At 59.7% G+C, this 21,671-nt stretch carries 20 protein-coding genes and 2 pseudogenes; 8 read left to right on the top strand and 14 right to left on the bottom strand.

The window, feature by feature from the left end; genetic code table 11:
* The first annotated feature begins 574 nt into the window (after nucleotides 1–574).
* The 4 genes from HMPREF2781_RS12715 to arfB all read left to right on the top strand — a co-directional run bounded on the left by HMPREF2781_RS12715 (nucleotide 575) and on the right by arfB (nucleotide 2,303).
* Nucleotides 575–766, top strand: a complete 192-nt coding sequence (locus tag HMPREF2781_RS12715; protein WP_246821810.1) for a hypothetical protein — start codon at nucleotides 575–577, stop codon at nucleotides 764–766.
* A 259-nt stretch (nucleotides 767–1,025) separates the two neighbouring features.
* The gene (locus tag HMPREF2781_RS12785) at nucleotides 1,026–1,310 is read left to right on the top strand and encodes a Fic family protein (protein WP_308607912.1); all 285 of its coding nucleotides are present in this window, start codon (nucleotides 1,026–1,028) and stop codon (nucleotides 1,308–1,310) included.
* A complete protein-coding gene (locus HMPREF2781_RS07920; RefSeq protein WP_210384563.1) occupies nucleotides 1,238–1,828 on the top strand; it encodes a putative glycolipid-binding domain-containing protein in 591 nt (196 codons plus the stop codon). The genes HMPREF2781_RS12785 and HMPREF2781_RS07920 overlap by 73 nt, the downstream gene beginning before the upstream one ends.
* Nucleotides 1,829–1,859: 31 nt before the next feature.
* Nucleotides 1,860–2,303 carry an alternative ribosome rescue aminoacyl-tRNA hydrolase ArfB gene (gene arfB, locus HMPREF2781_RS07915; protein WP_070645225.1) on the top strand — a complete coding sequence of 148 codons (444 nt, stop codon included), beginning with the start codon at nucleotides 1,860–1,862 and terminating at the stop codon, nucleotides 2,301–2,303.
* A gap of 54 nt (nucleotides 2,304–2,357) precedes the next feature.
* On the opposite strand, the gene HMPREF2781_RS07910 is transcribed toward arfB, so the two are convergent.
* Both HMPREF2781_RS07910 and HMPREF2781_RS12250 read right to left on the bottom strand, forming a co-directional pair.
* On the bottom strand, nucleotides 2,358–2,618 hold the full coding sequence (locus HMPREF2781_RS07910; RefSeq protein WP_070645240.1) for a HigA family addiction module antitoxin: 261 nt from the start codon (nucleotides 2,616–2,618) through the stop codon (nucleotides 2,358–2,360).
* A 34-nt stretch (nucleotides 2,619–2,652) separates the two neighbouring features.
* Nucleotides 2,653–2,847: pseudogene (locus tag HMPREF2781_RS12250) on the bottom strand (type II toxin-antitoxin system RelE/ParE family toxin).
* Nucleotides 2,848–3,046: 199 nt separating this feature from the next.
* On the opposite strand from HMPREF2781_RS12250, the gene HMPREF2781_RS07905 reads away from it, so the two are divergent.
* Nucleotides 3,047–3,406, top strand: coding sequence for a Cd(II)/Pb(II)-sensing metalloregulatory transcriptional regulator CmtR (locus HMPREF2781_RS07905; RefSeq protein ID WP_005530797.1), 360 nt, complete (start codon nucleotides 3,047–3,049; stop codon nucleotides 3,404–3,406).
* Entirely contained in the window at nucleotides 3,403–5,295 is a 1,893-nt protein-coding gene (locus HMPREF2781_RS07900; protein ID WP_070645222.1) for a heavy metal translocating P-type ATPase, read from the top strand. Before HMPREF2781_RS07905 ends, HMPREF2781_RS07900 begins: the two co-directional genes overlap by 4 nt.
* Nucleotides 5,296–5,447: 152 nt before the next feature.
* Here the strand turns inward: HMPREF2781_RS07900 and HMPREF2781_RS07895 are convergent, their stop codons facing one another.
* From HMPREF2781_RS07895 to HMPREF2781_RS07885, 3 genes are read right to left on the bottom strand one after another with little or no spacing between them, the layout of a single operon-like run.
* Nucleotides 5,448–6,236, bottom strand: a complete 789-nt coding sequence (locus HMPREF2781_RS07895; protein ID WP_070645220.1) for a zeta toxin family protein — start codon at nucleotides 6,234–6,236, stop codon at nucleotides 5,448–5,450.
* Between the two features lie 3 nt (nucleotides 6,237–6,239).
* Nucleotides 6,240–6,503 (bottom strand): hypothetical protein, encoded by a 264-nt coding sequence (locus HMPREF2781_RS07890; RefSeq protein WP_070444618.1) that lies wholly within the window; start codon nucleotides 6,501–6,503, stop codon nucleotides 6,240–6,242.
* A gap of 30 nt (nucleotides 6,504–6,533) precedes the next feature.
* Entirely contained in the window at nucleotides 6,534–7,943 is a 1,410-nt protein-coding gene (locus tag HMPREF2781_RS07885; RefSeq protein ID WP_070645218.1) for an aldehyde dehydrogenase family protein, read from the bottom strand.
* A 151-nt stretch (nucleotides 7,944–8,094) separates the two neighbouring features.
* Between HMPREF2781_RS07885 and HMPREF2781_RS07880 the strand changes: the two genes are divergently transcribed.
* Nucleotides 8,095–9,015 carry an AraC-like ligand-binding domain-containing protein gene (locus tag HMPREF2781_RS07880; protein WP_070645216.1) on the top strand — a complete coding sequence of 307 codons (921 nt, stop codon included), beginning with the start codon at nucleotides 8,095–8,097 and terminating at the stop codon, nucleotides 9,013–9,015.
* On the opposite strand, the gene HMPREF2781_RS07875 is transcribed toward HMPREF2781_RS07880, so the two are convergent.
* The 9 genes from HMPREF2781_RS07875 to HMPREF2781_RS07835 all read right to left on the bottom strand — a co-directional run bounded on the left by HMPREF2781_RS07875 (nucleotide 9,012) and on the right by HMPREF2781_RS07835 (nucleotide 20,118).
* Complete coding sequence (locus HMPREF2781_RS07875; RefSeq protein ID WP_070645214.1) at nucleotides 9,012–10,343, bottom strand: NAD(P)/FAD-dependent oxidoreductase; 1,332 nt, start codon at nucleotides 10,341–10,343, stop codon at nucleotides 9,012–9,014. The two genes, HMPREF2781_RS07880 and HMPREF2781_RS07875, sit on opposite strands and share 4 nt — an antisense overlap.
* 18 nt (nucleotides 10,344–10,361) lie before the next feature.
* Nucleotides 10,362–11,849, bottom strand: coding sequence for an APC family permease (locus HMPREF2781_RS07870; RefSeq protein ID WP_256375092.1), 1,488 nt, complete (start codon nucleotides 11,847–11,849; stop codon nucleotides 10,362–10,364).
* Between the two features lie 264 nt (nucleotides 11,850–12,113).
* Entirely contained in the window at nucleotides 12,114–13,601 is a 1,488-nt protein-coding gene (locus HMPREF2781_RS07865; protein WP_070444607.1) for an NAD-dependent succinate-semialdehyde dehydrogenase, read from the bottom strand.
* Nucleotides 13,602–13,610: 9 nt separating this feature from the next.
* Nucleotides 13,611–14,396 carry an HpcH/HpaI aldolase family protein gene (locus HMPREF2781_RS07860; RefSeq protein WP_070645208.1) on the bottom strand — a complete coding sequence of 262 codons (786 nt, stop codon included), beginning with the start codon at nucleotides 14,394–14,396 and terminating at the stop codon, nucleotides 13,611–13,613.
* Complete coding sequence (gene hpaH, locus HMPREF2781_RS07855; protein WP_070444603.1) at nucleotides 14,381–15,166, bottom strand: 2-oxo-hept-4-ene-1,7-dioate hydratase; 786 nt, start codon at nucleotides 15,164–15,166, stop codon at nucleotides 14,381–14,383. Before hpaH ends, HMPREF2781_RS07860 begins: the two co-directional genes overlap by 16 nt.
* A gap of 160 nt (nucleotides 15,167–15,326) precedes the next feature.
* Complete coding sequence (hpaD, locus tag HMPREF2781_RS07850) at nucleotides 15,327–16,403, bottom strand: 3,4-dihydroxyphenylacetate 2,3-dioxygenase (RefSeq protein ID WP_070444601.1); 1,077 nt, start codon at nucleotides 16,401–16,403, stop codon at nucleotides 15,327–15,329.
* 49 nt (nucleotides 16,404–16,452) lie between these two features.
* The gene (gene hpaE / locus HMPREF2781_RS07845; protein WP_070444599.1) at nucleotides 16,453–17,967 is read right to left on the bottom strand and encodes a 5-carboxymethyl-2-hydroxymuconate semialdehyde dehydrogenase; all 1,515 of its coding nucleotides are present in this window, start codon (nucleotides 17,965–17,967) and stop codon (nucleotides 16,453–16,455) included.
* 16 nt (nucleotides 17,968–17,983) lie between these two features.
* On the bottom strand, nucleotides 17,984–18,646 hold the full coding sequence (locus tag HMPREF2781_RS07840) for a GntR family transcriptional regulator (protein ID WP_070645205.1): 663 nt from the start codon (nucleotides 18,644–18,646) through the stop codon (nucleotides 17,984–17,986).
* On the bottom strand, nucleotides 18,643–20,118 hold the full coding sequence (locus HMPREF2781_RS07835) for a fumarylacetoacetate hydrolase family protein (protein WP_070645202.1): 1,476 nt from the start codon (nucleotides 20,116–20,118) through the stop codon (nucleotides 18,643–18,645). The genes HMPREF2781_RS07840 and HMPREF2781_RS07835 overlap by 4 nt, the downstream gene beginning before the upstream one ends.
* Before the next feature lie 124 nt (nucleotides 20,119–20,242).
* Between HMPREF2781_RS07835 and HMPREF2781_RS07830 the strand changes: the two are divergent.
* Nucleotides 20,243–21,608, top strand: a pseudogene (locus HMPREF2781_RS07830) (MFS transporter).
* The last annotated feature ends 63 nt before the right edge of the window (nucleotides 21,609–21,671 follow it).

The following is a 21,671-nucleotide window of genomic DNA, read 5'->3' as shown; positions in this document are numbered from 1 at the left end:
ACCCCGCTACGCACCCCGAAACCGGAAGAGCCGCTTCAATGACAAAATTCTCATTGAGGTTGTCATTGATGTTCTCATTGCGCAGTTGACTTAGGCGACGGGCTTCGGCGTTTCCAGCCTCCACTGCATTTCCCCAGACCTGAAACCCGCAACCTGCAGGTCGGCGTCGCCAAGCGCTTGGCGACGCCCCACCACCCACCAGGAGGTTTCGGGATCGAGGTCTGGGGATTTGGCCGAGGTCAGCGCGGCCGGTCAGATGGGATTGTCATTGGCATTCTCATTGAGGCTACATTTCAGCCTTAAAGCCCGAATGTTTAAGAGTTATCTAGCACCTAAACCCCAATGAGTGGTTGGATAAGAGTTATCCAACCACTCATTGGGGTTTGACGAATGGATAGCCTCTACATGCCCCACTACGTTACCGAGAGCTGGATCCCCGAATCAGGCTCCGGCATTCCCCGGCGTGATAAGGCTGAAGGTCCTTTTCAGGCCTATGTCCCTGACCATCTTGTAAGTACGGCATGGACTTTCCCCAAAGCGCACCAGCCGGGCAGCGCGTATCAAGCGAGATATTTTGGGGCTCAACCGCCATGCGGCTTCAGGCCAGTTGGAGTCTGTGGCCCGCCTGCTCATGCGTTCTGAAGCTATTTCTTCCTCACGCATTGAAGGTATTGCACCCAACGTCGATAAGGTTGTCCTCGCGGAACTCGCCCAAGTAGAAGAAGTCCGCGGCTTTAAGGAAAAGCGCGGAAGAGGTTACCCGTAACCTTACCGTTCTGCGTTCCATTGAGAAAAGCTTTGCCACCGAACCGACAATCTCCATCGAGCTTCTTGAAAAGCTTCAAAGAGAGTTGATGGGGGAGAAGGGCTCCATTCCCACTGGACTTCGCACTATTCAAAACTGGACCGGTGGAAGTAACCACACACCCATTGGGGCCGAGTTCATCCCAGCGCCCCCACGCCTAGTCCGTGACCTCGTTGAAGACCTGTGCCTTTACCTAGATGGCGCTTAGCACGGTGCTCTCATCCAAGCCGCGATTGCTCACGCTCAATTCGAAACGATTCACCCATTTTCAGATGGCAACGGCCGTGTGGGCCGTGCTCTCATTCATGGGATTCTTCTGCGTCGCGGACTTACTGAATACACCATTCTGCCGGTAAGCCTCGTCCTCGGTACGCGGTCCAAATCGAAAGCTACCTGCCTTTTCGCACCATCGAGCGTTGTAAAATCCTCACCATGGAGCGCACGTATAAGTGGGAGCATGTCGAGACTCCCCTCATCCGGAACGAGGCCGCAGTTCATTTTTTAGGAGCCGGTTTGACCGCTTCCGGAGTGCAATACGGCGATGGATACGAGGCCACGTGGGAGCTGCACGCCGCGGAGAACTGGGTGACCGAACGTGTGTCGGTGAACGTTGAAGGCGACGGATGGGGGCGAAGCCTCGAGCTGTTTAGGTCCGAACAAGGCGTGTGGTCGGCGGAAACCAATGAAGAGGGCGCCCAGCCTGAAGATCTGCCCTCCCCCGGTATCGTCCAGTCAGCCGACCTGAAAGCCGCACTCGATTGCGATCTCGGCCTGTGCCCTCTCACCAACACAATGCCTATTCGTCGCTTGACGCTGCTTGAGACTCAGGTTCCGAAAACGCAGCTGATCATGGCTTGGATTGATATGCCGTCCCTCCAGGTGATCGCATCAGACCAGTACTACAGCTCCGTCGATGCTGAAACTGTCCGATACAAAAGCGGAACACGGGGAGTCGACGTCGAGTTGGAGGTCGACGGTGACGGAGTGGTCGTACACTACCCTGATCTCGCACGGCGGGTCTGATCCGGAAACAACTCTAACTACGCTGGGCGGTATGAACGACCTGACCATCGCGCCTGGCCCAGGGATCCCCGGGGGTCTGGTCATCGTCGCCGCCGACCTGACGGAGCGGTTCGCGAAGTCGTCGGGACCAGGCGGCCAAGGCGTCAATACTACGGACAGCAAAGTGCAGCTTTCCGTCGATATCGCTACGTGCTCATCGCTTTCCGACGCCCTGCGTCACCGCGTCCTTCACAACCTCGAGCACCGCCTAGACGGCACCGTCCTTACCGTTACCGCATCGACCCAGCGATTGCAGGTACGCAACCGCGCCGAGGCACGCGAACGCATGGCCGCCCTCTTGCGCGAGGCGCTCGCTCCGCCTCCTCCCCCGCGGCGCAGGACCAAGCCGACGCGGAGCTCGGTGCGACGCCGTCTCGAAGCGAAAAAGCGGCGCTCGGAACTCAAGTCCACGCGACGGCGGCCCCAAATTCCCTAGTTCGAACCATCCGCGTGCATATCCTCACGCAGACGGACCTGGTTCGGGTAACCGCTACGCTGAGACAGCTTGGACCGGTTGAATCCGCTCGATTTCCGAGAGGATCTTGTCTTCCGCCACGTCCAAGTCATATTGAGCCTGTAACCCGAGCCAGAACTGGGGGCTCATCTCGAAAAACTTCGCTAGACGAAGGGCCGTGTCAGCGGTTACAGCGCGCTTACCGTGAACAATTTCGTTGATCCGGTGGGGCGGAACGCCGATGGAGACGGCGAGCTTGTGCTGGGTGATCCCCATTCCTTTGAGGAAGTCCTCCATGAGGATCTCACCGGGGTGAACCGGAGGGAGCTTGTCAGTGGTAGTCAACGATCTCAACCTCCTCTAGCCCCGCGGCGGACCACCGAAAACAGATCCGCCACTGGTCGTTGATTCAAATGCTGAACTGACCCCGCCGATCACCTTTCAACGCCTCGAGCCGGTTTCCCGGGGGAATCCGCTCTCGATTCCACAGACGCTCAGTGTCCTTGTCAGCGAACGACTGGATCATGCTTCACCCTTCCCCCCATAACGCGAAGATTCTGGAGAACCTCGCCGCCCACGTCGCTCCCGCGTTGGGTGGCAGCCGAACCACAAAGGATCAGTCATCTGCTATCCCATCCACTAATTCCTGCAGGTCGCAGGACCTTCGCGTAACCGTCAGTTCAGTGCATTTTGAATAGTTCAGCACACGTTGTATTGTTCAGCACATGCTGACTATTGCTTCACGCCTCGACGTCATGAACCGGCTCGGCCGGGCCATGGCTGATCCGACGCGTTCCCGAATCCTGATGACCCTACTCGACGGTCCGGGCTACCCGGCCGAGATTTCGCAAAGCTTGGATCTGACCCGCTCGAACGTCTCGAACCACCTGTCCTGCCTACGCGATTGCGGCATCGTCGTCGCTGAGCCGGAGGGCCGTAAGACCCGCTACGAAATTGCCGATCCGCACCTCGCGGCGGCGCTCGAAGCGCTGGTCAACGCGACGCTGGCCGTCGACGAGAATGCCCCCTGCATCGACACTGAGTGCTCGGTGCCCGGCTGCGGCGAGAAAGGAACGGACGCATGAGTTCAGCATGTGGATGCGAACACGAACCCGCCACGGAGATCGAAGAGCTCGATCGGCCATGGTGGAAGGACCCCGAGCTACTGCTACCGATCTTCTCCGGCGTAGCCCTCATTACAGGACTGGCGCTGGACTGGTCCGACTTGGAGACGCCCGCAACGGTACTGTATTGGCTTGGCCTGCTGTTGGGCGCTTACACGTTCGCACCTGGGGCGATCCGGAACCTTGTCACGAAGCGCAAGCTCGGCATTGGCTTGCTTATGACGATCAGCGCTGTCGGCGCGGTGATCCTTGGTTTCGTCGGAGAGGCCGCGGCGCTGGCGTTCCTGTACTCGATCGCCGAGGCGCTTGAAGACAAGGCGATGGACCGGGCCCAAGGCGGACTGCGGGCACTGTTGAAGCTGGTACCACAAACCGCGACCGTCCTGCGCGACGGTACGACGGCCGAGGTCGCTGCGAAGGACCTTGAGGTTGGCGAGCTAATGGTCGTACGCCCCGGGGAGCGGATCGCCACGGACGGCATCATTCGGTCCGGACGCTCCAGCCTTGACACCTCAGCGATCACCGGAGAATCCATTCCGGAGGAGGTTGCGCCCGGCGACGAGGTACCAGCGGGAGCGATCAACTCCGCCGGTGTGCTGGAGGTCGAGACGACCGCAGCTGGAACGGACAACTCGCTGACCACACTCGTCGATCTCGTCGAGCAGGCGCAGGTGGAGAAGGGTGACCGCGCCCGGATCGCCGACCGAATTGCCCAACCCCTAGTGCCCGGGGTGATGATCCTAGCGGTGCTGGTCGGCGTGATCGGCTCGCTGTTGGGCGACCCCGAGACTTGGATCACCCGTGCGCTGGTGGTCCTGGTCGCAGCGTCGCCGTGCGCGCTGGCAATCTCCGTGCCGCTGACGGTCGTGGCCGCGATCGGCGCGGCCAGCCAGTTCGGAGTAGTCATCAAGTCCGGTGCGGCGTTCGAGCGACTCGGCGGCATCCGTCACCTAGCAGTAGACAAGACCGGAACCCTTACCCGCAACCAGCCCGAGGTTACCGGAGTAGTCCCGGCAGACGGATTCGATCGGGCGCAGGTGCTTTCCTTCGCGGCGGCGGTTGAGCAGCAATCGACGCACCCCCTCGCCGCGGCGATCGTGGCAGCGGAGCCCGAAGCGGCCACCGCCTTGGATATCAGCGAGGAAGCCGGTCATGGCATCGGCGGCACCGTCGAAGGCCGACGGGTGCTGGTCGGCAGCCCCCGATGGATCGACGCCGGGCCACTGAAGGCGGACGTTGAGCGTATGGAGTCCGAAGGCCAGACCTGCGTCCTAGTCACCGTCGATGACGCTCTCGCCGGGGCGATCGGGGTGCGCGACGAGTTGCGGCCCGAGGTGCCCGATGCCGTGCAGTCCCTGCACGACAACGACGTGGAAGTGAGCATGCTCACCGGTGATAACACTCGCACCGCCCGGGCGCTGGCTGAAATCGCCGGAATCGACGACGTGCGCGCCGAGCTGCGACCGGAGGACAAGGCAAGCATCGTCGCCGAACTCTCCTCCAAGACGCCGACGGCGATGATCGGCGACGGCATCAACGACGCGCCGGCACTGGCGGGCGCAACGGTGGGCATTGCGATGGGAGCAACCGGCTCTGACGCCGCGATCGAGTCCGCTGACGTCGCCTTCACTGGCCACGACCTCCGGCTGATCCCGCAGGCGCTGCAGCACGCCCGCCGAGGCAGCAGGATCATCAACCAAAACATCGTGCTGTCTCTGGCCATCATCATCGTGTTGATGCCACTGGCGATCAGCGGTGTACTGGGCCTGGCCGCCGTCGTGTTGGTACACGAAGTCGCCGAAGTCATCGTGATCTTGAACGGCCTGCGGGCTGCACGAGCGAAACGCTGAGGCTGTGACCGGCAAGTCTTATAAGGGTTAAACCACGCGCCGAGCGCACACACGTTGGACCAGGCGAGTCATTCGAGTTCACCACCTGGTCCTTCTCGATGCGTGCAGGCACGGGAACTGTGGGTGAACCTAATAGTTCAACGGGCACAGTCTTAAAGCCCGCGGATACGCTTTGCGTCAGCCACGAGGTTGTGCGTGAGCTTTTCCGCTTCAAGGCCACTCAAGTCACAGCTGTCAAAACGGGCCAGCCAGTCGGCCCGAACAGCGGGGAAGTCGAACCAGGTTGCGCGCTCAGCCTCAATATCCTCAATGCCGCTCAAGGTGCGGCCATCGCGGGTGCGGATCTCGAGGTCGTCGACAAGCGGGGCAATCGCTTGCAGCCCTGGCACGATGGCCTGAAAGCCCGACGTGTGGGAAACCTCATTGGTCCAGCGCGGGTAGCGGCTCACGCGCTGCGCCTCCAGGTAGCGCTGGACCACGCCCAGCCTGGAGACCTCCTGCGCCACCGCCAGGCCCACGACCTTCACGCGGAAACCCGCAGACCGAAACTTGGCTATCTCACCCGCGATGAATTCCGGGTTGGACAGCGTGTTCTCAATGATGAGGGAGTGCCCGTGCTGACGGCCATACTCAATCAGCGAGGACATCCAATAGGGCACCGGCCCATTGGTGAGTACGTCCATGCGTAAGGGATCGCGCTCCACAATCTCGTCGAGGGCGGGGTGCAGCTTCCGAATCTCATCGGAATCAAGGACCGCGTGACCGTTCTTTACCGATTCAATGGCCGTTGATTTGCCTGACGCTGGCTGCCCCGCCACATAAATGACCTCTGGAACAGCCGGACCATGAGCATTCGATCGGCCGAAATAGCTGGCTTGCAGAGTCTTTAGCCGTTGCTCCATAACCTGCGGATCAACGGGGAAGTCAGCGGCAGAAAGCATAGGCTATGCCGCTTTGTGCTCGGAGGAGAGGGCTTCAAGCCGCTGCGCAAAGAGAGCCGCAGCGGATCGGATGGCTTCGATGTCAGTTGCATCAACCTCGCCAACCATGTCCTCTACCAGCCAGTTCTGGCGAATCCACCATTGCGATTCAACGTCGTTGCCTGCTTCAGCGGCCCTAGTGAGGTAGGCAGCTTTCAGCGAGGACGCAACCTCCTTCATGGCGTCGAAGGCTGCGTACTCGATTTCCGGGACTTTGGCGGTGCTCATGGCGCTAAGAATAGCAGCGCCATGGCGGTTTTAGCCGTTGATGATCTGCGGGTAGGCCAAGCCCTTGAGGCCCTCAGTGCCAAACTCCACGCCGTAGCCGGAGGACTTGATACCACCGAAAGGCACGCGCGGATCCACAGCACCGTGGGCGTTGATCCAGGTAGTACCCGCCTCCAGCTGCGCGGCGACGTCCAGAGCGCGCTCGCGGTTGGAGGACCATACGGAGGAGCCCAGCCCCACATCGAGCTTATTGGCCTGCTCAATGGCCCAATCGAGGTCCGTGTACTTCACAATCGGCAGTGCCGGGCCAAACTGCTCCTCCACGACCAGCGGGTTGTCCGGGTCAATGTCCGCCACGAGGGTGGTGGGGTAGAAGTAGCCCGGCGCGTCGTAGTCCGGGTCGCCGCCCAGCAGCACGCGGGCGCCGGAATCCTTGGCGGCGCTGACAAGCTTGTCCACGATGTCGAATTGCTGCTTGTTCTGCAGTGGGCCGAGCACGTTCTCCTCTTCCAAGCCCACGCCCATCGGGGAGGCCTTGGCCACCTCGACGAGGGCCTCGCAGACGGCGTCGTACAGCGACTCCGGCACGTACACACGCTTCATCGCCGCACAGGTCTGGCCGGTGTTGATGAACGCGCCCCAGAAGAGGTCGCCGGCGATCTCCTTCGGGTCGGCATCATCCAGCACAATGCCCGCGTCATTGCCGCCGAGCTCCAGCGTGAGGCGGGTGAGGTTGTCGGCGCTGGCCTCCACGATCTTCTTGCCGGTGGCGGTGGACCCGGTGAACATGATCTTGTCGACGCCCTCGTGGGTGGTCAGCGCCGCGCCAACCTCACCGGCACCGCTGACGACCTGGAGAACACCCTCCGGCAGCACGGAGTTCACGACCTTAAGCAGGCCCAGTACGGAGAGCGGGGTGTACTCAGAGGGCTTGACGACGACCGCGTTGCCCATACGCAGCGCCGGTGCAATCTGCCAGATGGTGATCATCATCGGCCAGTTCCACGGGCCAATAGCACCGACGACGCCGAGTGGGCGGTAGTTGACGGTGGCGGTGATGCCATCATCAACGGCGGTGTAGTTGGGGTGCTCGAAGGAGGCGGTAGCATTCAGCCAACCAGAGCAAGCACCAACCTCGAAGCGGGCATTCGGGCCGTTGAGCGGCTTGCCCTGCTCACGGGAGAGCAGCTCAACGAGTGCCTCTGCATTAGCGTCGATGGCGGCGGCTGCCTTGGTGAGCAGCTCGCAACGTTCTTCGTCGCTGAGCTTGGCAAAGTCCTTCTGCGCTGCGCGTGCGGTCTCAACTGCAGCGTTGAGGTCCTCGACGGTGTTCTCTGGGGCGCGGCCAACAACCTCACCGGTGGCGGGATTGAGGATTTCACGGCCGTTTTCATCCGTGATGGCGTCGAGCAGATCAGCGTAGGTGGGGAACTGAGTCATGAGATCTCCTTGTGAAGCAGTCGAGGGCCCCGCGAACAAAGCCCAAAGAAACTTTTACCTAGGATGTTACCTGCACCACACCGACTCTATTGACTCTGAGTGCACACAATTTGTCCAAAAATGTGCCAGTTCTCACGATATGATGCCACTTATGTCTACTGCCGCTGTTGAGTACTTCGATATCGCGTCATGGCGCACCGCGTCATCCGAGTCTTTTGGACAACTCGACGTGGACACTGAGGACCCCTCTTCCTTTCACGCCACGCTGCGGTCAACGAAAGTGGGGGACATATCCCTCTTCGATATGTGCACCTCCCCGCACACCGTGAATCGCTTCAAGATAGCCGCCAGCGAGGCCCCCTTTTGCAAGCTCAGCCTGCAAATCACTGGATCCTCAACCATGAGCCAGGACGGGCGAACCTGTGAGCTACACCCTGGCGACCTAGCGCTGTATGTCACCCAACGGCCTTACACTCTGCGCTATCCGGAGGAGCAAAACACACTCATTGTGCATTTCCCGCAGAGCTTCCTCGATATTTCACCCGCACAGATCCAACGCCTCACCGCGAACCCCATCTCACGCTCGCATGGCCTGGGCGCGGTGGCGGTTCCCCTCTTTGAGCAGCTCGCGAAGAACCTCGATCTGCTCAAGGGCCCGCACGCCACGGCCTTGGTCCGCTCCGCGCTCACCATGTTGGTGTCGGTTCTCTCCTCCGACGTAGCCGGAGAACCCTCTGCAGGCACGCTCCTGTTCAACCAAGCCACCGCCTACATCGAGAAGAACTTGGGCGACCCCGACTTAGGCCCCAGCACCATCGCCCAAGCACTCTTTGTGTCCGTGCGCCACCTCCACGCCAAGTTCTCCGAACAGGGACTCTCCGTGAGTCACTACATCAGAACCCGACGTCTAGAACATATCCGCAGAGACCTCGTGGACCCGCGGTACTCCGAGGAATCAATCAGCCACATCAGCGCCCGCTATGGCCTGCACGATCCCTCGCACCTCTCGCGCATCTTTAAAGCGGAGTACCACAAGTCACCGAGTGCGTACCGCGCGGCGGCTAGCGGTTAACCACGCAGCTTGTTGATAACCTCGCGAGCGGTAGAGATTCCGGTTTCGATGGCTCCATCGACAACCACTCCACGCCAACCGGAAGCCCAATCTGCTCCAGCGAAGTGCAACGAGGAAGTCGAGCTGCGGAAGTGGTGCCAGCCCTCGGTGAACTGACCTCGACGCAACGTAGCCCAGGCCTGGCCTGAGTACTCATCTGCTACCCAGTCATGACCGGTGACACCAACAACCTCGAGATCTGGGCGCCACTGGTCGACAACCTTTTGAGCATCCTCAATGCTCTCCAAATCGATCTTCTCGTGATCGGAGCCAAAGACAACACAGATAGTCGTGTCATCGTCTTCGAAGTATTCAGAACGAAGCACGGATACGACTGCAGGCTGGGGCGCGTAACCGAAGATGTTGTGGTGGCCCTTGATCTTGATCCAAGCCTTGAAACCAGTCGAATTCCACTTCTGCTCGATAGTCTTCTGCGAGCCTTCAGGCAGACCCGGGGTGAATTTAATGTTCCCCAACGCACCAACCGGAACCGTAACAATCACAGCATCCGCCGTCTCGGAGGTACCGTCCGCATACGTAACGGTGGCCGAATCTTCTCCGTGCTCAATCGCAGTCACCGCAGTATTCAAACGGATTTCTCCGGTTAGATCCTTTGCGATGTTGCCGTAGATACCCCGCATGCCATTGACAAGTTTAAATCGCAGCGTTTGCTCATCCACCAATGAAAGACGGTGATCGCACAAGGCTGCCCACTGCTTGGCCATCAAAGAGGACCCCTGCTCTGGGTACCCGATGTATCCAGCCGACCAATACGCATTGCACAGATCCTTTTCTTCCTGGGTAAAGTCACCGTCCTCCAACGCATCGAGAACTCCAGCCTGATCTGCAGCCAGGAAAGCATCCTTCAATTCTTGAGATGCACCGAATTTCTCATCCAGCACAAGCAGCGGCTTGTGCGGTTCTGGGAAGAATTCGCGAGATTTCTCGAAGATCTTCTCCATCGGCCGAGCCAGTTTGGCATCCATTTCTGCTTCCGTTCCGGACTTCAGCTCACCACCGGCATACCAATATGCGGTATCTACAACGGGCGAAGCGATAATATCCTGGCCATAACGAGTGATTTCGGACCAGACATGCGGCTGATGCCAGTGCACCCAGGTTGCGCCAATCTCCAGCGAGCGTCCGAGCCTATCGTCAGTCCAAGCACGGCCACCAATGCGGTCACGAGCCTCTACGATGTGATACCCAATTCCAGCGGTCTGCAACTCTCGCGCTGCCGTTAGACCTGCGAATCCCGCACCAACGACGATTACATGCTTCTTTTCCATGATTACCTTTCTGAAGATTTAGATTCGATCAAGATTGTCTTGAAGACTTGCGTAAATATGCGGCCTAGCGTGCTTGAGGTATTCGCCCCACATCAGCCCAAGAATTCCGGAGGCGATAATGATTCCGGGCATCACCCACACGAGGGCATCCGAACCGGTGTCGCCAATCATGAGCGGGAAATTCATCAGCACCAATGCGAAGACAGCCACGAGTCCGCAAGCTGATACAAGCGGTGCAATGATCCGCGTGAAGAGGTTGTAACCTTTTTCCTGCTTGTTGAGCCATACCATGATGGACACACTCACCACTGCGAGCAGGAAGACCAGGCCGAACGCCGCGGCGTTGGTCAGCCACGTAAAAAGCGTGAGGACTGGGAATAGTTCGCCCATGTCGCTGCCATTTCCCGCAATTGCAAAGCCACCGACTACTAGGAAAGCAATGGAAGTCTGAGTGAGCGACCCAGCTATAGGTGCTCCTTTGGACGATGACACCGCGAACTTCTCGGGAAGGACGCGTGAGCGCCCAAGGGAGAAGAAGTACCGCGCTGCGGCATTATGGAATGCGACGAGGGCAGCAATAAGCGAAGTTACAAACAAGCAGTTCGCTATGTTGGCAGCAAGCGCTGAATAGTCGCCCAACCACACGAAGACCAGATCGGGACCAAGCTCAGTTGCCTTATCGATGACGACGGACGGCCCCACTCCTTGAGCAAATGCCCACGCCGAAAAGGCGTAAAATAGGGCAATCGTTCCCACGGCGATATAGGTAGCTTTCGGGACAGTCCGCTCTGGATCACGCGCTTCTTCCGAGTAAATTGCACCCGACTCAAACCCCATAAAGGCTGCAATTCCAAAGGCAAGGAGAACGCCTATACCATCGGTAAAGAATTGGCTCGGGCGTACCGTCTCCGCAGTAATACCCTCTGGGGCAACGCCAAGAGAAAGAACTGAGACTGCAGCAACAACAACGAACTCGAGGGCTACCAATATACCTAGGACTTTGGCAGAAAAATCAACATTGCTGACACCCATGACGGCCACCAAGAGCCAACCAGCCAAGGCGGCAACCCACCACGAGATACTTGTTCCAAACCACCCGTTGATCAGATTGGCCAGAGAGAACCCGAAAATGCCATACAGCCCAACCTGCATCATATTGTAAGAAACCAAAGCCAGAATCGCGGCCGCGATTCCTTGGCGGTTTCCTAGTCCTTCTGACACGTAGGCATAGAACGCTCCAGAGTTCTGAATCTTTGAACTCATAATCCCGTAACCAACGGCGAAAAAGACAAGAATAATTCCAAGGACGAGGTATCCCCAGGGAACACCCAACAATCCAGATACTGCGAAGTTGGTCGGCACTCCTCCCGCAAGCACAGTAAGAGGTGCCGACGCCGCGATAATCATAAAGACTAGCGACGTTGTCCCTAGGCGCCCGGCGCCCAGGCCGCCCTTAAGTTCGGTGGGAGCCCGGTGCCCGGGCTGTACATTTCGAGCGGGTAGCACTGGTGCCTGTGTCGATGTGTCCACGCCAACTCCTCCTTACTAGCTATGTCGGCCCGAGAATCCACCGGACGAACCCGGTGTCTTTCGGTGTATTGCCAGTAATTGTGTCCCAGTACACACTGAAAAAGTTGTTTGTGCGTGATCACGATTTGACTATGAGTGCTGTCACACAACATGGTTACGAATATTATGCAGAAAACAATAATGCTGACACCTCCCACCTAGGAGATGCCAGCATTGTCAGCGGCGAAACTAATGCACTAGTTATGCATTCGCGTACGGGTCACGCATAGCGATGTACTGCAGCGAGGTGTACTCGTCCAGGCCCTCAGCGCCGCCCTCGCGGCCCATGCCGGACTGCTTCACGCCACCGAATGGGGCAGCGGCGTTGGAGATGACACCAGCGTTGAAGCCCATGAGGCCGAACTCGAGGCCGTCACCGATGCGCCACATACGGTCGGAGTCCTCGGTGAACACATAGGAGGCCAGGCCGTACTCTGTGTCATTAGCAATCTCAATCGCTTCCTTCTCATCGGAGAAGGTCAGGATCGGAGCGATCGGGCCGAAGATCTCTTCCTGTGCCACGCGGGCATCACGAGGAACGTTGGTCAGAACGGTCGGGGCGTAGAAGTAGCCCTTGCCCTCACCCGGCTTGCCGCCGACGATGGCCTTGGCACCCTTCTCCACGGCGTCGTCGACAAGCGCGGTGATGTTATCCAGTGCCTTCTGCTCCACGAGCGGACCACAAGTGACACCCTCATCGAGGCCGTTGCCCACCTTGAGCTCACCGATGCGCTTAGCGAACTTCTCCGCGAACTCATCGGCGACGGACTCGTGGACGATGAAGCGGTTAGCCGCGGTGCAGGCCTCACCGATGTTGCGCATCTTGGCGCCCATTGCGCCCTCGACGGCCTGGTCGATGTCAGCGTCCTCAAAGACGATGAACGGAGCGTTGCCGCCCAGCTCCATCGAGGTGCGCAGGACGTTGTCGGCAGCGGCCTTGAGCAGGGTCTTGCCCACCGGGGTAGAGCCGGTGAAGGAAACCTTGCGCAGGCGGGAATCCGCCATGATCGGCTCGGAGATGGCCGAAGCAGACTTACCGGAGACCACGTTGACCACACCGGCAGGAACGCCGGCATCAATCATGGTCTGTGCGAAGTACTGAGTAGTCAGCGGCGTGAGCTTGGCGGGCTTGACCACCATGGTGCAACCAGCGGCAATGGCCGGGGCAATCTTGCGGGTAGCCATAGCCAGCGGGAAGTTCCACGGGGTGATGAGCAAGCACGGGCCCACCGGCTTGCGACGGGTCACCATGCGCAGGGTGCCCTCCGGCGCCGGCAGGGTACGGCCGTAGTCACGAACGGCCTCCTCGCTGAACCAGCGTAGGTACTCAGCGCCGTAAGTAACCTCACCATAGGACTCTGCCAGCGGCTTGCCCATCTCCAGGGTCATCAGCGCAGCGAACTCGTCCTTGCGCTCCTGCACCAGGTCAAAAGCACGGCGCAGCAGGTTGGAGCGCTCGCGGGTGGACGTGCGTGCCCACTCATCCTGCACGGCGCAGGCTGCATCCAAAGCCTTCTTCGCATCCTCAGAAGTAGCGGAAGCAAGGGTAGCGATAACCTCACCGGTCGCCGGGTTGTCCACGTCGAAAGTGGAGCCATCGGAGGCGTCTACCCACTCACCATTAATCAGCAAGCCAGTTGGAACCTTGGCCAGCAACTCGTCAATATTGACCTTGTTGTTTTCACTCATGGTTCTTTTTTACCCTCCCAAATGGAATTTGTCTGCCAGTTGGCGTGCCGCACCCGAAAGAAGTTGAACATCCGCCCCAACCAGGGCAAATGATGCGCCAGAAGCCATGTATTTCTGGGCCTGTTCGAGGTTGAAGGCGTTGACGCCTACCTTCTTTCCGGAAGCACGAACTGCTTCAAATGTGTGATTGACCGCCTCGAGCACATCCGGATGGGTCTGCTGGCCCAACAGCCCCATCGAGGCCGCCAGGTCCGAGGGGCCGACGAAGATGTTGTCCACGCCTTCAACAGCCACGATCTCTTCCACGTTCTCCACCGCGGTCGCAGACTCAATCTGCACCGTGAGGCTCACCGTGTCCGACGCGTTGGCGAGGTAGTTCTCCACGCCATTCCAGCGCGAAGAGCGGGCCAGTGCCGAGCCGACGCCGCGCACACCGCGGGGCGGGTAGTGCATGGCTGCAACGGCCGCTTCCGCTTCCTCGGCGTTATCAATCATGGGCACCATAAGATTCTGTACACCCAGGTCAAGGTACTGTTTGATCAGCGCCGTGTTATTCACAGGCACGCGAACCACACGCGTAAGACCATAGGCATCTGTGGCGCGGAGCAAGGAAAGAATGGTCTCCAGGCCATAAGGCGAATGCTCGCCGTCGATAAGCGTCCAGCTAAAACCAGCCGAGGCGATGATCTCCGCCGCGGCCTCCGAGCCGGAACAGATCCAGGCACCAACGAGCGGTTGCTCGGCCTTTTCTAGGACGTCTGCAAAGGTAGGCGGCAACTTTACTGGAATCGGCATGTGATGGACCCCAACTTTCCATAGTCTGCATGGACGGTATCGCCCGGTTCAACCCACATGGGCTTGGTGAAGGAACCGGCCAGAATAATGTCGCCGGCGGCAAGGTTATCGCCGTGCGCGTGAAGCTTGTTGGCAAGCCAAGCCACGCCCATTGCCGGGTGGTTCAGCACAGCCGCCGCCACACCCGTATCTTCGATGGACTCGTTGCGGTAGAGCAGTGCGGACACCCAGCGCAGATCGACGTCCGCGGGATCCACCGGGTTGCCGCCGTAGACCATGGCGCCGAGGGCTGCGTTATCCGAAATGGTGTCGACGATAGTGCGGCCTTCCATCTCTATGCGGGAGGAGAGGATCTCCAGAGCAGGGACGACGTACTCTGTTGCACGCAGCACGTCGAAGATGCTGCAATTTGGGCCCTTCAGCTCTTCCTTGAGCACGAAGGCCAGCTCGACCTCAATGCGAACATTGGAGAACTGCGCGTGCTCGATGGTGGAGCCGTTCTCATAGACCTGGTCTTCAAAGATGGCGCCGTAATCTGGCTCGGTGATTCCCGTGGCTTCCTGCATAACCTTGGAGGTCAGGCCAATCTTACGGCCGACGAGACGACGCCCGTCTTCAATGCCGCGGCGCACCCACTCGCGCTGCACTGCGTAGGAATCCTCGATGCTCATCTCCGGGAAACGGGCGGTCAGCAGCGGGACCATGGTGCGATCTTTTTCGGCTTGCGCCAGTTCATCTGCAATAGCGATGTGCTGTTTCTCATCCAGCATGTACTTCGCTCCTTAAGGTGTTGTAGAACGTATCTGTTCTGTTTAACAGGTTCGTTAAACCTGATGGTTTCACGTGAAACGACAACGCGGTCCCGCGATATGTGCGCTTTCTTCTCGACGCCGCGGGACCACGTTCATCAACCTGAGTGCTGAGGCCTGTTTAGAGCTGGTGTCCCAGCTTGTACTCGCCCTGCTTCCACTCCGGCATTTCTTCTGCATCTTCCTTACGGGTGTAGGAGAAGCCGTCTGCGCCAATGGTTGCCTCCAGCTCGGACTCGTCCTCGCGAGCCACCAGCGGCACTGGGTTGCCATCGAGGTCGAGGACGGTGGAGCCATCGCGGTACCAGGAAGGGACAACCGGGGTTCCCCACCAGTCACGGCGCTGGTTATCGTGGACATCCCAGGTCACGACCGGGTTATCCGGGTCGCCGGTGTAGTAATCCTGGGTGTAGATCTCCACGCGGTGGCCATCCGGATCACGCAGGTAGAGGTAGTAAGCGTTGGAGACACCGTGGCGGCCCGGGCCGCGCTCAATGCGGTCGGATTCGCGCAGTGCACCCAACTTGTCACAAATCGCGATGATGTTGTGCTTCTCGTGGGTAGCAAAAGCGATGTGGTGCATGCGCGGACCATCGCCACCGGTCATGGCGGTGTCGTGCACCGTCGGCTTGCGGCGCATCCATGCAGCGTAGACAGTTCCCTCCTCATCGCGAATGTCCTCGGTGGTACGGAATCCGAGCTCCTCCATGTACTTCACGGCGGCAGGAACGTCCGGGGTGATCTGGTTGAAGTGGTCGAGGCGAACAAGCGCGCCAGGGATGTGGGCATCGTATGCCCAAGCCAGACGCTCGACGTGCTCAACCTCGTAGAAGAACTCGTACGGGAATCCCAGCGGATCCTGCACACGCACGGAGTCACCGATGCCCTTAACGAAGCCATCCTTGTTACGGCGAACCTCGCAGCCACGTGCCTTGTAGAACTCCTCGGCGAGGTCCAGATCCTCCGGCGAACGAACCCGGAAGGAGAATGCAGCAACAGCAGCGACGGGGCCCTGGCGTAGCACGAGGTTGTGGTGGATGAACTCCTCGTAGGTGCGCAGGTAGATTTCGTTCTCGTTTTCCTCGGTCACGACGAGGCCGAGGGTGTCAACGTAGAACTTTCGAGATGCAGCGAGATCGGTAACGACGATCTCCATGTAGGCACAACGCAGAATATCGGGGGCCTGAATGTCAGCCATGATGGCTCCTTAGATAGAAGTAGTGGTGGGGGAGAAGAGAGTGGACGTCTTAGTCCTGCTTGCCAAAGACCGGGTTGTGTACCTTGTCCAGGTTGATGTGGACGGCCTGCTGATCGGTGTAGAAGTCGATCGAACGGTAGCCGCCCTCGTGGCCCAGGCCGGAGGCCTTGACACCACCGAACGGGGTGCGCAGGTCACGGACGTTGTTCGAGTTGAGCCACACCATGCCGGCCTCAACGTTCTGGGCAAAGTTGTGGGCGCGCTTCAGATCCGAGGTCCAGACATAGGCGGCAAGGCCGTACTTCGTGTTGTTGGCCAGCTCGAGTGCTTCTTCGTCGGTATCGAACGGGGTGATAGCAACGACGGGGCCGAAAATCTCTTCCTGGAAGATTCGTGCATCCGGCTTGACGTCAACGAAGACGGTCGGCTGGACAAAGTTGCCTTCCTCGAAGCCTTCCGGGCGCTCACCGCCGGCGGCCAGGGTGGCCTCCTGCTTGCCGATCTCGATGTAGGAGGTGACCTTCTCGTAGTGCTCCGGGTGTACCAGGGCACCGACCTCGGTGGTCGGATCGGAGGGCAGGCCCACCTTCACGCGCTTAGCCTGGGCGGCGTAGCGCTCCACGAACTCATCGTAGATATCGCGCTGAACCAGGATGCGGGAGCCAGCGGTGCAACGCTCACCGTTGAGGGAAAAGACGCCGAAGATACAGGCATCAATGGCAGTTTCCAGATCGGCATCGCTGAAGACGATGGCGGGGGACTTGCCGCCCAGCTCCATCGACAGACCCTTGAGGTGAGGAGCTGCGTTGCCAAAGATGATCTGGCCGGTGCGAGACTCGCCGGTAAAGGAAATCAGAGGAACATCCGGGTGCTTAACCAGCGGGTCGCCTGCATAGCCTTCCTCACCGAAGCCGTTGACCAGGTTGAAGACACCCTTCGGCAGGCCGGCCTCCTCGAAGATGCCCGCCCACAGCTGTGCAGAGAGGGGAGTGAACTCAGCAGGCTTCAGGACGACGGAGTTACCGGTGGCGATGGCCGGGGCCAACTTCCAGGACTCCAGCATGAACGGAGTGTTCCACGGGGTAATCAGGCCCGCCACGCCAATCGGCTTGCGGTTGACGTAGTTGATCTGGCGGCCCGGTACCTTGTAGGCGTCGTCAGCCTGGGCGACGATTAGGTCAGCAAAGAAGCGGAAGTTCTCCGCTGCACGCTTAGCCTGGCCGTTGGCCTGAGTGATGGGTAGGCCGGAGTCGAAGGATTCCCACGCGGCAAGCTTGTCCGCGCGGCTCTCGACGATATCCGCAATTTTGTTGAGCACACGGGCGCGCTCACGCGGCAGTGCCTTGGACCATGGGCCGTTCTCGAAGGCCTCCTTCGCGGCAGCGACAGCCTTGTCAATGTCTTCCGGCTTGCCGGAGGCGGCCTTGATGTAGGTCTTATTGGTTACCGGATCCAAGACCTCGAATTCATCACCGTCGATCGACGGGACGAACTCGCCGTTGATGTAGTGAAGGATCTTCTCGGGGAGATCGGTGGGCTTAGCAGCATCGTTGTTGATAGCCATGGGTGATTTCGACTCCTTAGTCGTTTTTCTTGCGATAGGTTCTGAGAGTGGTCAGTCGGTGTTGCCTGGCCACTTTTTCTATGTAGGCGGGTTCCGCGCCAGCCTCGATGAGACTGAGCAATTGCTCGTGCTCGCGCGTTGACTCTTGAGCTCTTTCGGGCACATACCGAAAGGTAGAGACGCGGTGGTATTCCAATTGCTTCCACTGGTCCACCACCAAGTTCTTTAGCCTCTCGTTCGGGCACTTGGAGAAGAGAACGCTATGAAATTCTTTGTTGAGCTGGGTAAATTCTTCTGGATCGTGGTGGATATCGAGCTCCTGCATGCGCTGGTTGATCTCCTGCGCCCGGGCAATATCCTCCGCATCGAGATACGGTGCGGATTGGGCCGTGGCATTTGCTTCTAGCGTGGCCACGATGTCCATGGATTCGTAATAGGCCTCGCGATTGTAGGTGGTCACGCTGGCACCGACGTTGCGTTCGTAGGTGACCATCCCTTCTGCTTCAAGTTGCCGAATGGCCTCGCGGACGGGAACCACACTGACGCCCAGTTCCTCCGCGATTGTTGCTAACACGAGGCGATACCCGGGCTCATAATCTCGAGTACGAATCTTGTGACTTATCCAGTTATAGGCCTGTTGGGACTTGCTTTCCCCAGCTGATAGGGCAGGTTCCGTCATTGACCACCCGCCTTTCCATCACGGAACGCGATATAGGCTTCCTTATTCGCTCCGGTCGGCGGGAAGAGCCCATCCAGGCTGGCGCCCGTCTCCACCTGGGTGGCGACCCATTCGTCTTCGTGCTCCTTGGCCAACGCAGCTTCGGCGACTTCCGCGGCGATATCTAGGGGGATGACCACGACGCCATCGTCGTCACCAACGATGATGTCACCCGGAAGAACGGTGGCGTTGCCACAAGAAACAGCGATATCGCTGTCCCACGGGACATGCTTGCGGCCGAGCACGCAGGGGTGCGCGCCCTGGGTGAAGACGGGCAGGCCAATCTCCTTGACGGCCTCGTAGTCACGCACGCCGCCATCGGTGACAACGCCGGCAGCACCGCGGACTTTCGCGCGCAGCGCCAAAATGTCACCGAGTGTTCCGGAACCGGATTCCTGGCGGGCCTCGATGACGATGACCTCACCCTCCTTGACGGTGTCGAAGACCTTCTTCTGCTCATTGAGACCACCACCGTGGGACTTGAACAGGTCCTCGCGGCCGGCCACGAAGCGCAGGGTGCGGGCAACGCCCACCATCTTGGTTCCCTTCGCCTGCGGGTACACGCCTTCGATCACGGACTGGTTGATGCCGCGCTTGCGCAGCTGAGCGGACAAGCCGGCGGTCGGGGCCTTCTCCAGGGCCGCCTTGAGCTCTGGATCGAGGCCGACCTCACCCTTAGGAGGAAGGCCGGCGGATTCGCGGTCACCGTAGGCATCTTCGCGCTGCTTATCGTCCACGTAGGGCAGGTTGCCCAGCTGCGGATCGAAAGAGGCGGGGACCTCCTTCACGGTGGTCTTCAGCTTGCCGGAGCTCACGCCTCCTGGCACATCAACTTCGACCTCAACGACGTCACCAGGCTCGATGACGGAAGAGCCAGCAGGAGTGCCAGTGAGAATGATGTCACCGGTCTCCAGTGTCATGTGCTGGGAAAGGTCGGCCACAAACTGGGCGAGGGGGAAGATGAGGTCTTCGTCGGAGGACGTACCCTCTTGGACAACTTCTCCGTTGACCCACGTACGCAGGCGTAGGCCCTTGGGGTCGATCCCCTGGGCGTCGATAAGCTCCGGTCCAATGGGGGTGTATCCATCGCGGGACTTGGAACGGGTGTTGGAACCTTTGTCCTGCACCTTGTAGTCATACAGCCCAATGTCGTTCGACGCGGTCACGTAGGCAACGTGCTTCCACGCATCCTCAAGGGAGACATTGCGGGCCGGAGTGCCGATGATGAGTGCGATTTCGCCTTCGAAGGCCAGCAGTTCAGTTCCTTCGGGACGCTCGACAATCCCGTCCGACTCAGCCAGCGTGCTTGTCGCCTTGAGGAAGTAACTCGGGGTTTTGGGCCAGCGGCCGCGCTGTGCCGCGCGGGACTCAAAGGCCACATGGACGGCGATCATTTTGCCCGGTTTTACCGGCAAGAACTCAGGTACAGCCATGAAGAATCCTTAATTGTGAACAAATCCTTGCCCAGATCGTATATTATCCCTAGCACCACCGCAAGTGGTTCAACTCACACGCTTTTCCGTATATGGCACACCCCATGCCGAAAGGAATCACATCATGTCGCACACAGCTGTCACGCCGACAATTTCGACGGCCGAACGCCGCCGTGTCGTCGCCGCGACGACCATCGGTACCGCTATCGAGTGGTACGACTACTTCCTCTATGCAGCGGTGGCCGGACTCGTGTTCAACCACCTCATGTTCGGCCCGCTCGAAGGTGGCCTGGCCACCATCATCTCCTTCCTGACCGTTGGCTTGTCCTTCCTATTCCGCCCAGTTGGCGCGTTCCTAGCAGGGCACTTCGCCGACCGCTTCGGACGCCGCGTGGTCCTCATGGTCACGCTCATCGCCATGGGCGGTGCGACCACCCTGATTGGTGTTCTGCCAACCTATGAAACCGCCGGCATCTGGGCGCCGATTCTCCTCATCACCTTGCGCATCATCCAAGGCATCTCTGCTGGTGGCGAATGGGGTTCCGCGGTGCTCATGGCGGTGGAACACGCCCCCGACTGACAAGCGCGGCCTTTACGGCGCAGGCCCCCAGATCGGCGTGCCCGCCGGCCTGCTGCTCTCCTCCGGCGTGCTGTCCATCATGAACACCATCGCGCCTGGCGACGCCTTCATGGACTGGGGCTGGCGCGTTCCCTTCCTCCTCTCCTTTGCCCTCGTCTTGGTGGGCTACCTCATCCGCATGGGCGTCGACGAGTCCCCAGTATTCGCGGAGATTGCGGAACGCGAAGAGGAAGAAGCCACCAACCCCATTGGCACGCTGTTTAAGAAGTTCACCCCGCTCGTCCTCGTCGCCGCCCTCGTCTTCGCGGGTAACGGCACCGTCGGATACATGACTACGGGCGGCTACATCCAGCGCTACGCCACCGACCCGGAGGGCCCCGTCGCACTCGACCGCGGTGATGTCCTCAACGCCGTGACCGTGTCTGCCTTCTCGTGGGCCTTGACCACCTTGTTCGCCGGCTTCATCTCGGACTACATCGGCCGCCGAAATACCTACCTCCTGGGATTCATCTTGCAGGGCATCGGCGCTGCCGCCCTCTTCCCGCTGGTCAATACCGGAAGCCTCGGTCTCCTCTACGGCGCACTCCTCTTCCTCACCGTGGGCCTGGGCCTGACCTACGGTGCGCAGTCCGCGATGTACGCCGAGCTTTTCCCCGCCTCTATTCGCGCCACCGGCGTCTCCATTACCTATGCCCTCGGCTCGGTCCTGGGCGGCGCCTTCGCCCCCATGATCGCCGCCGCGCTCGTCGAGGCAACTGGTACCACTTTTGCGGTGTCAGGCTACCTCGTATCCGCTTCGATCGTCGGCTTCATCTGCACCTTCATCCTGCGCGAACGCAAGGGGATAGCCCTCGGAGCAGAGCACGAGGCCGAGCAATCCCAGGGTCACTTCATCTTCAGCCCGCGCTAGACGACGCCTCTCCACCCATGCGCTCCCCTTTCTGCACAAGCCATTGTGCGCGGGGAACGCATC

The organism is Corynebacterium sp. HMSC062A03, from assembly GCF_001811145.1.
Classification (GTDB): domain Bacteria; phylum Actinomycetota; class Actinomycetes; order Mycobacteriales; family Mycobacteriaceae; genus Corynebacterium; species Corynebacterium aurimucosum.
The sequence above is the reverse complement of the archived record's forward strand: the minus strand, read 5'-3'. Positions and strand labels throughout refer to the sequence as shown.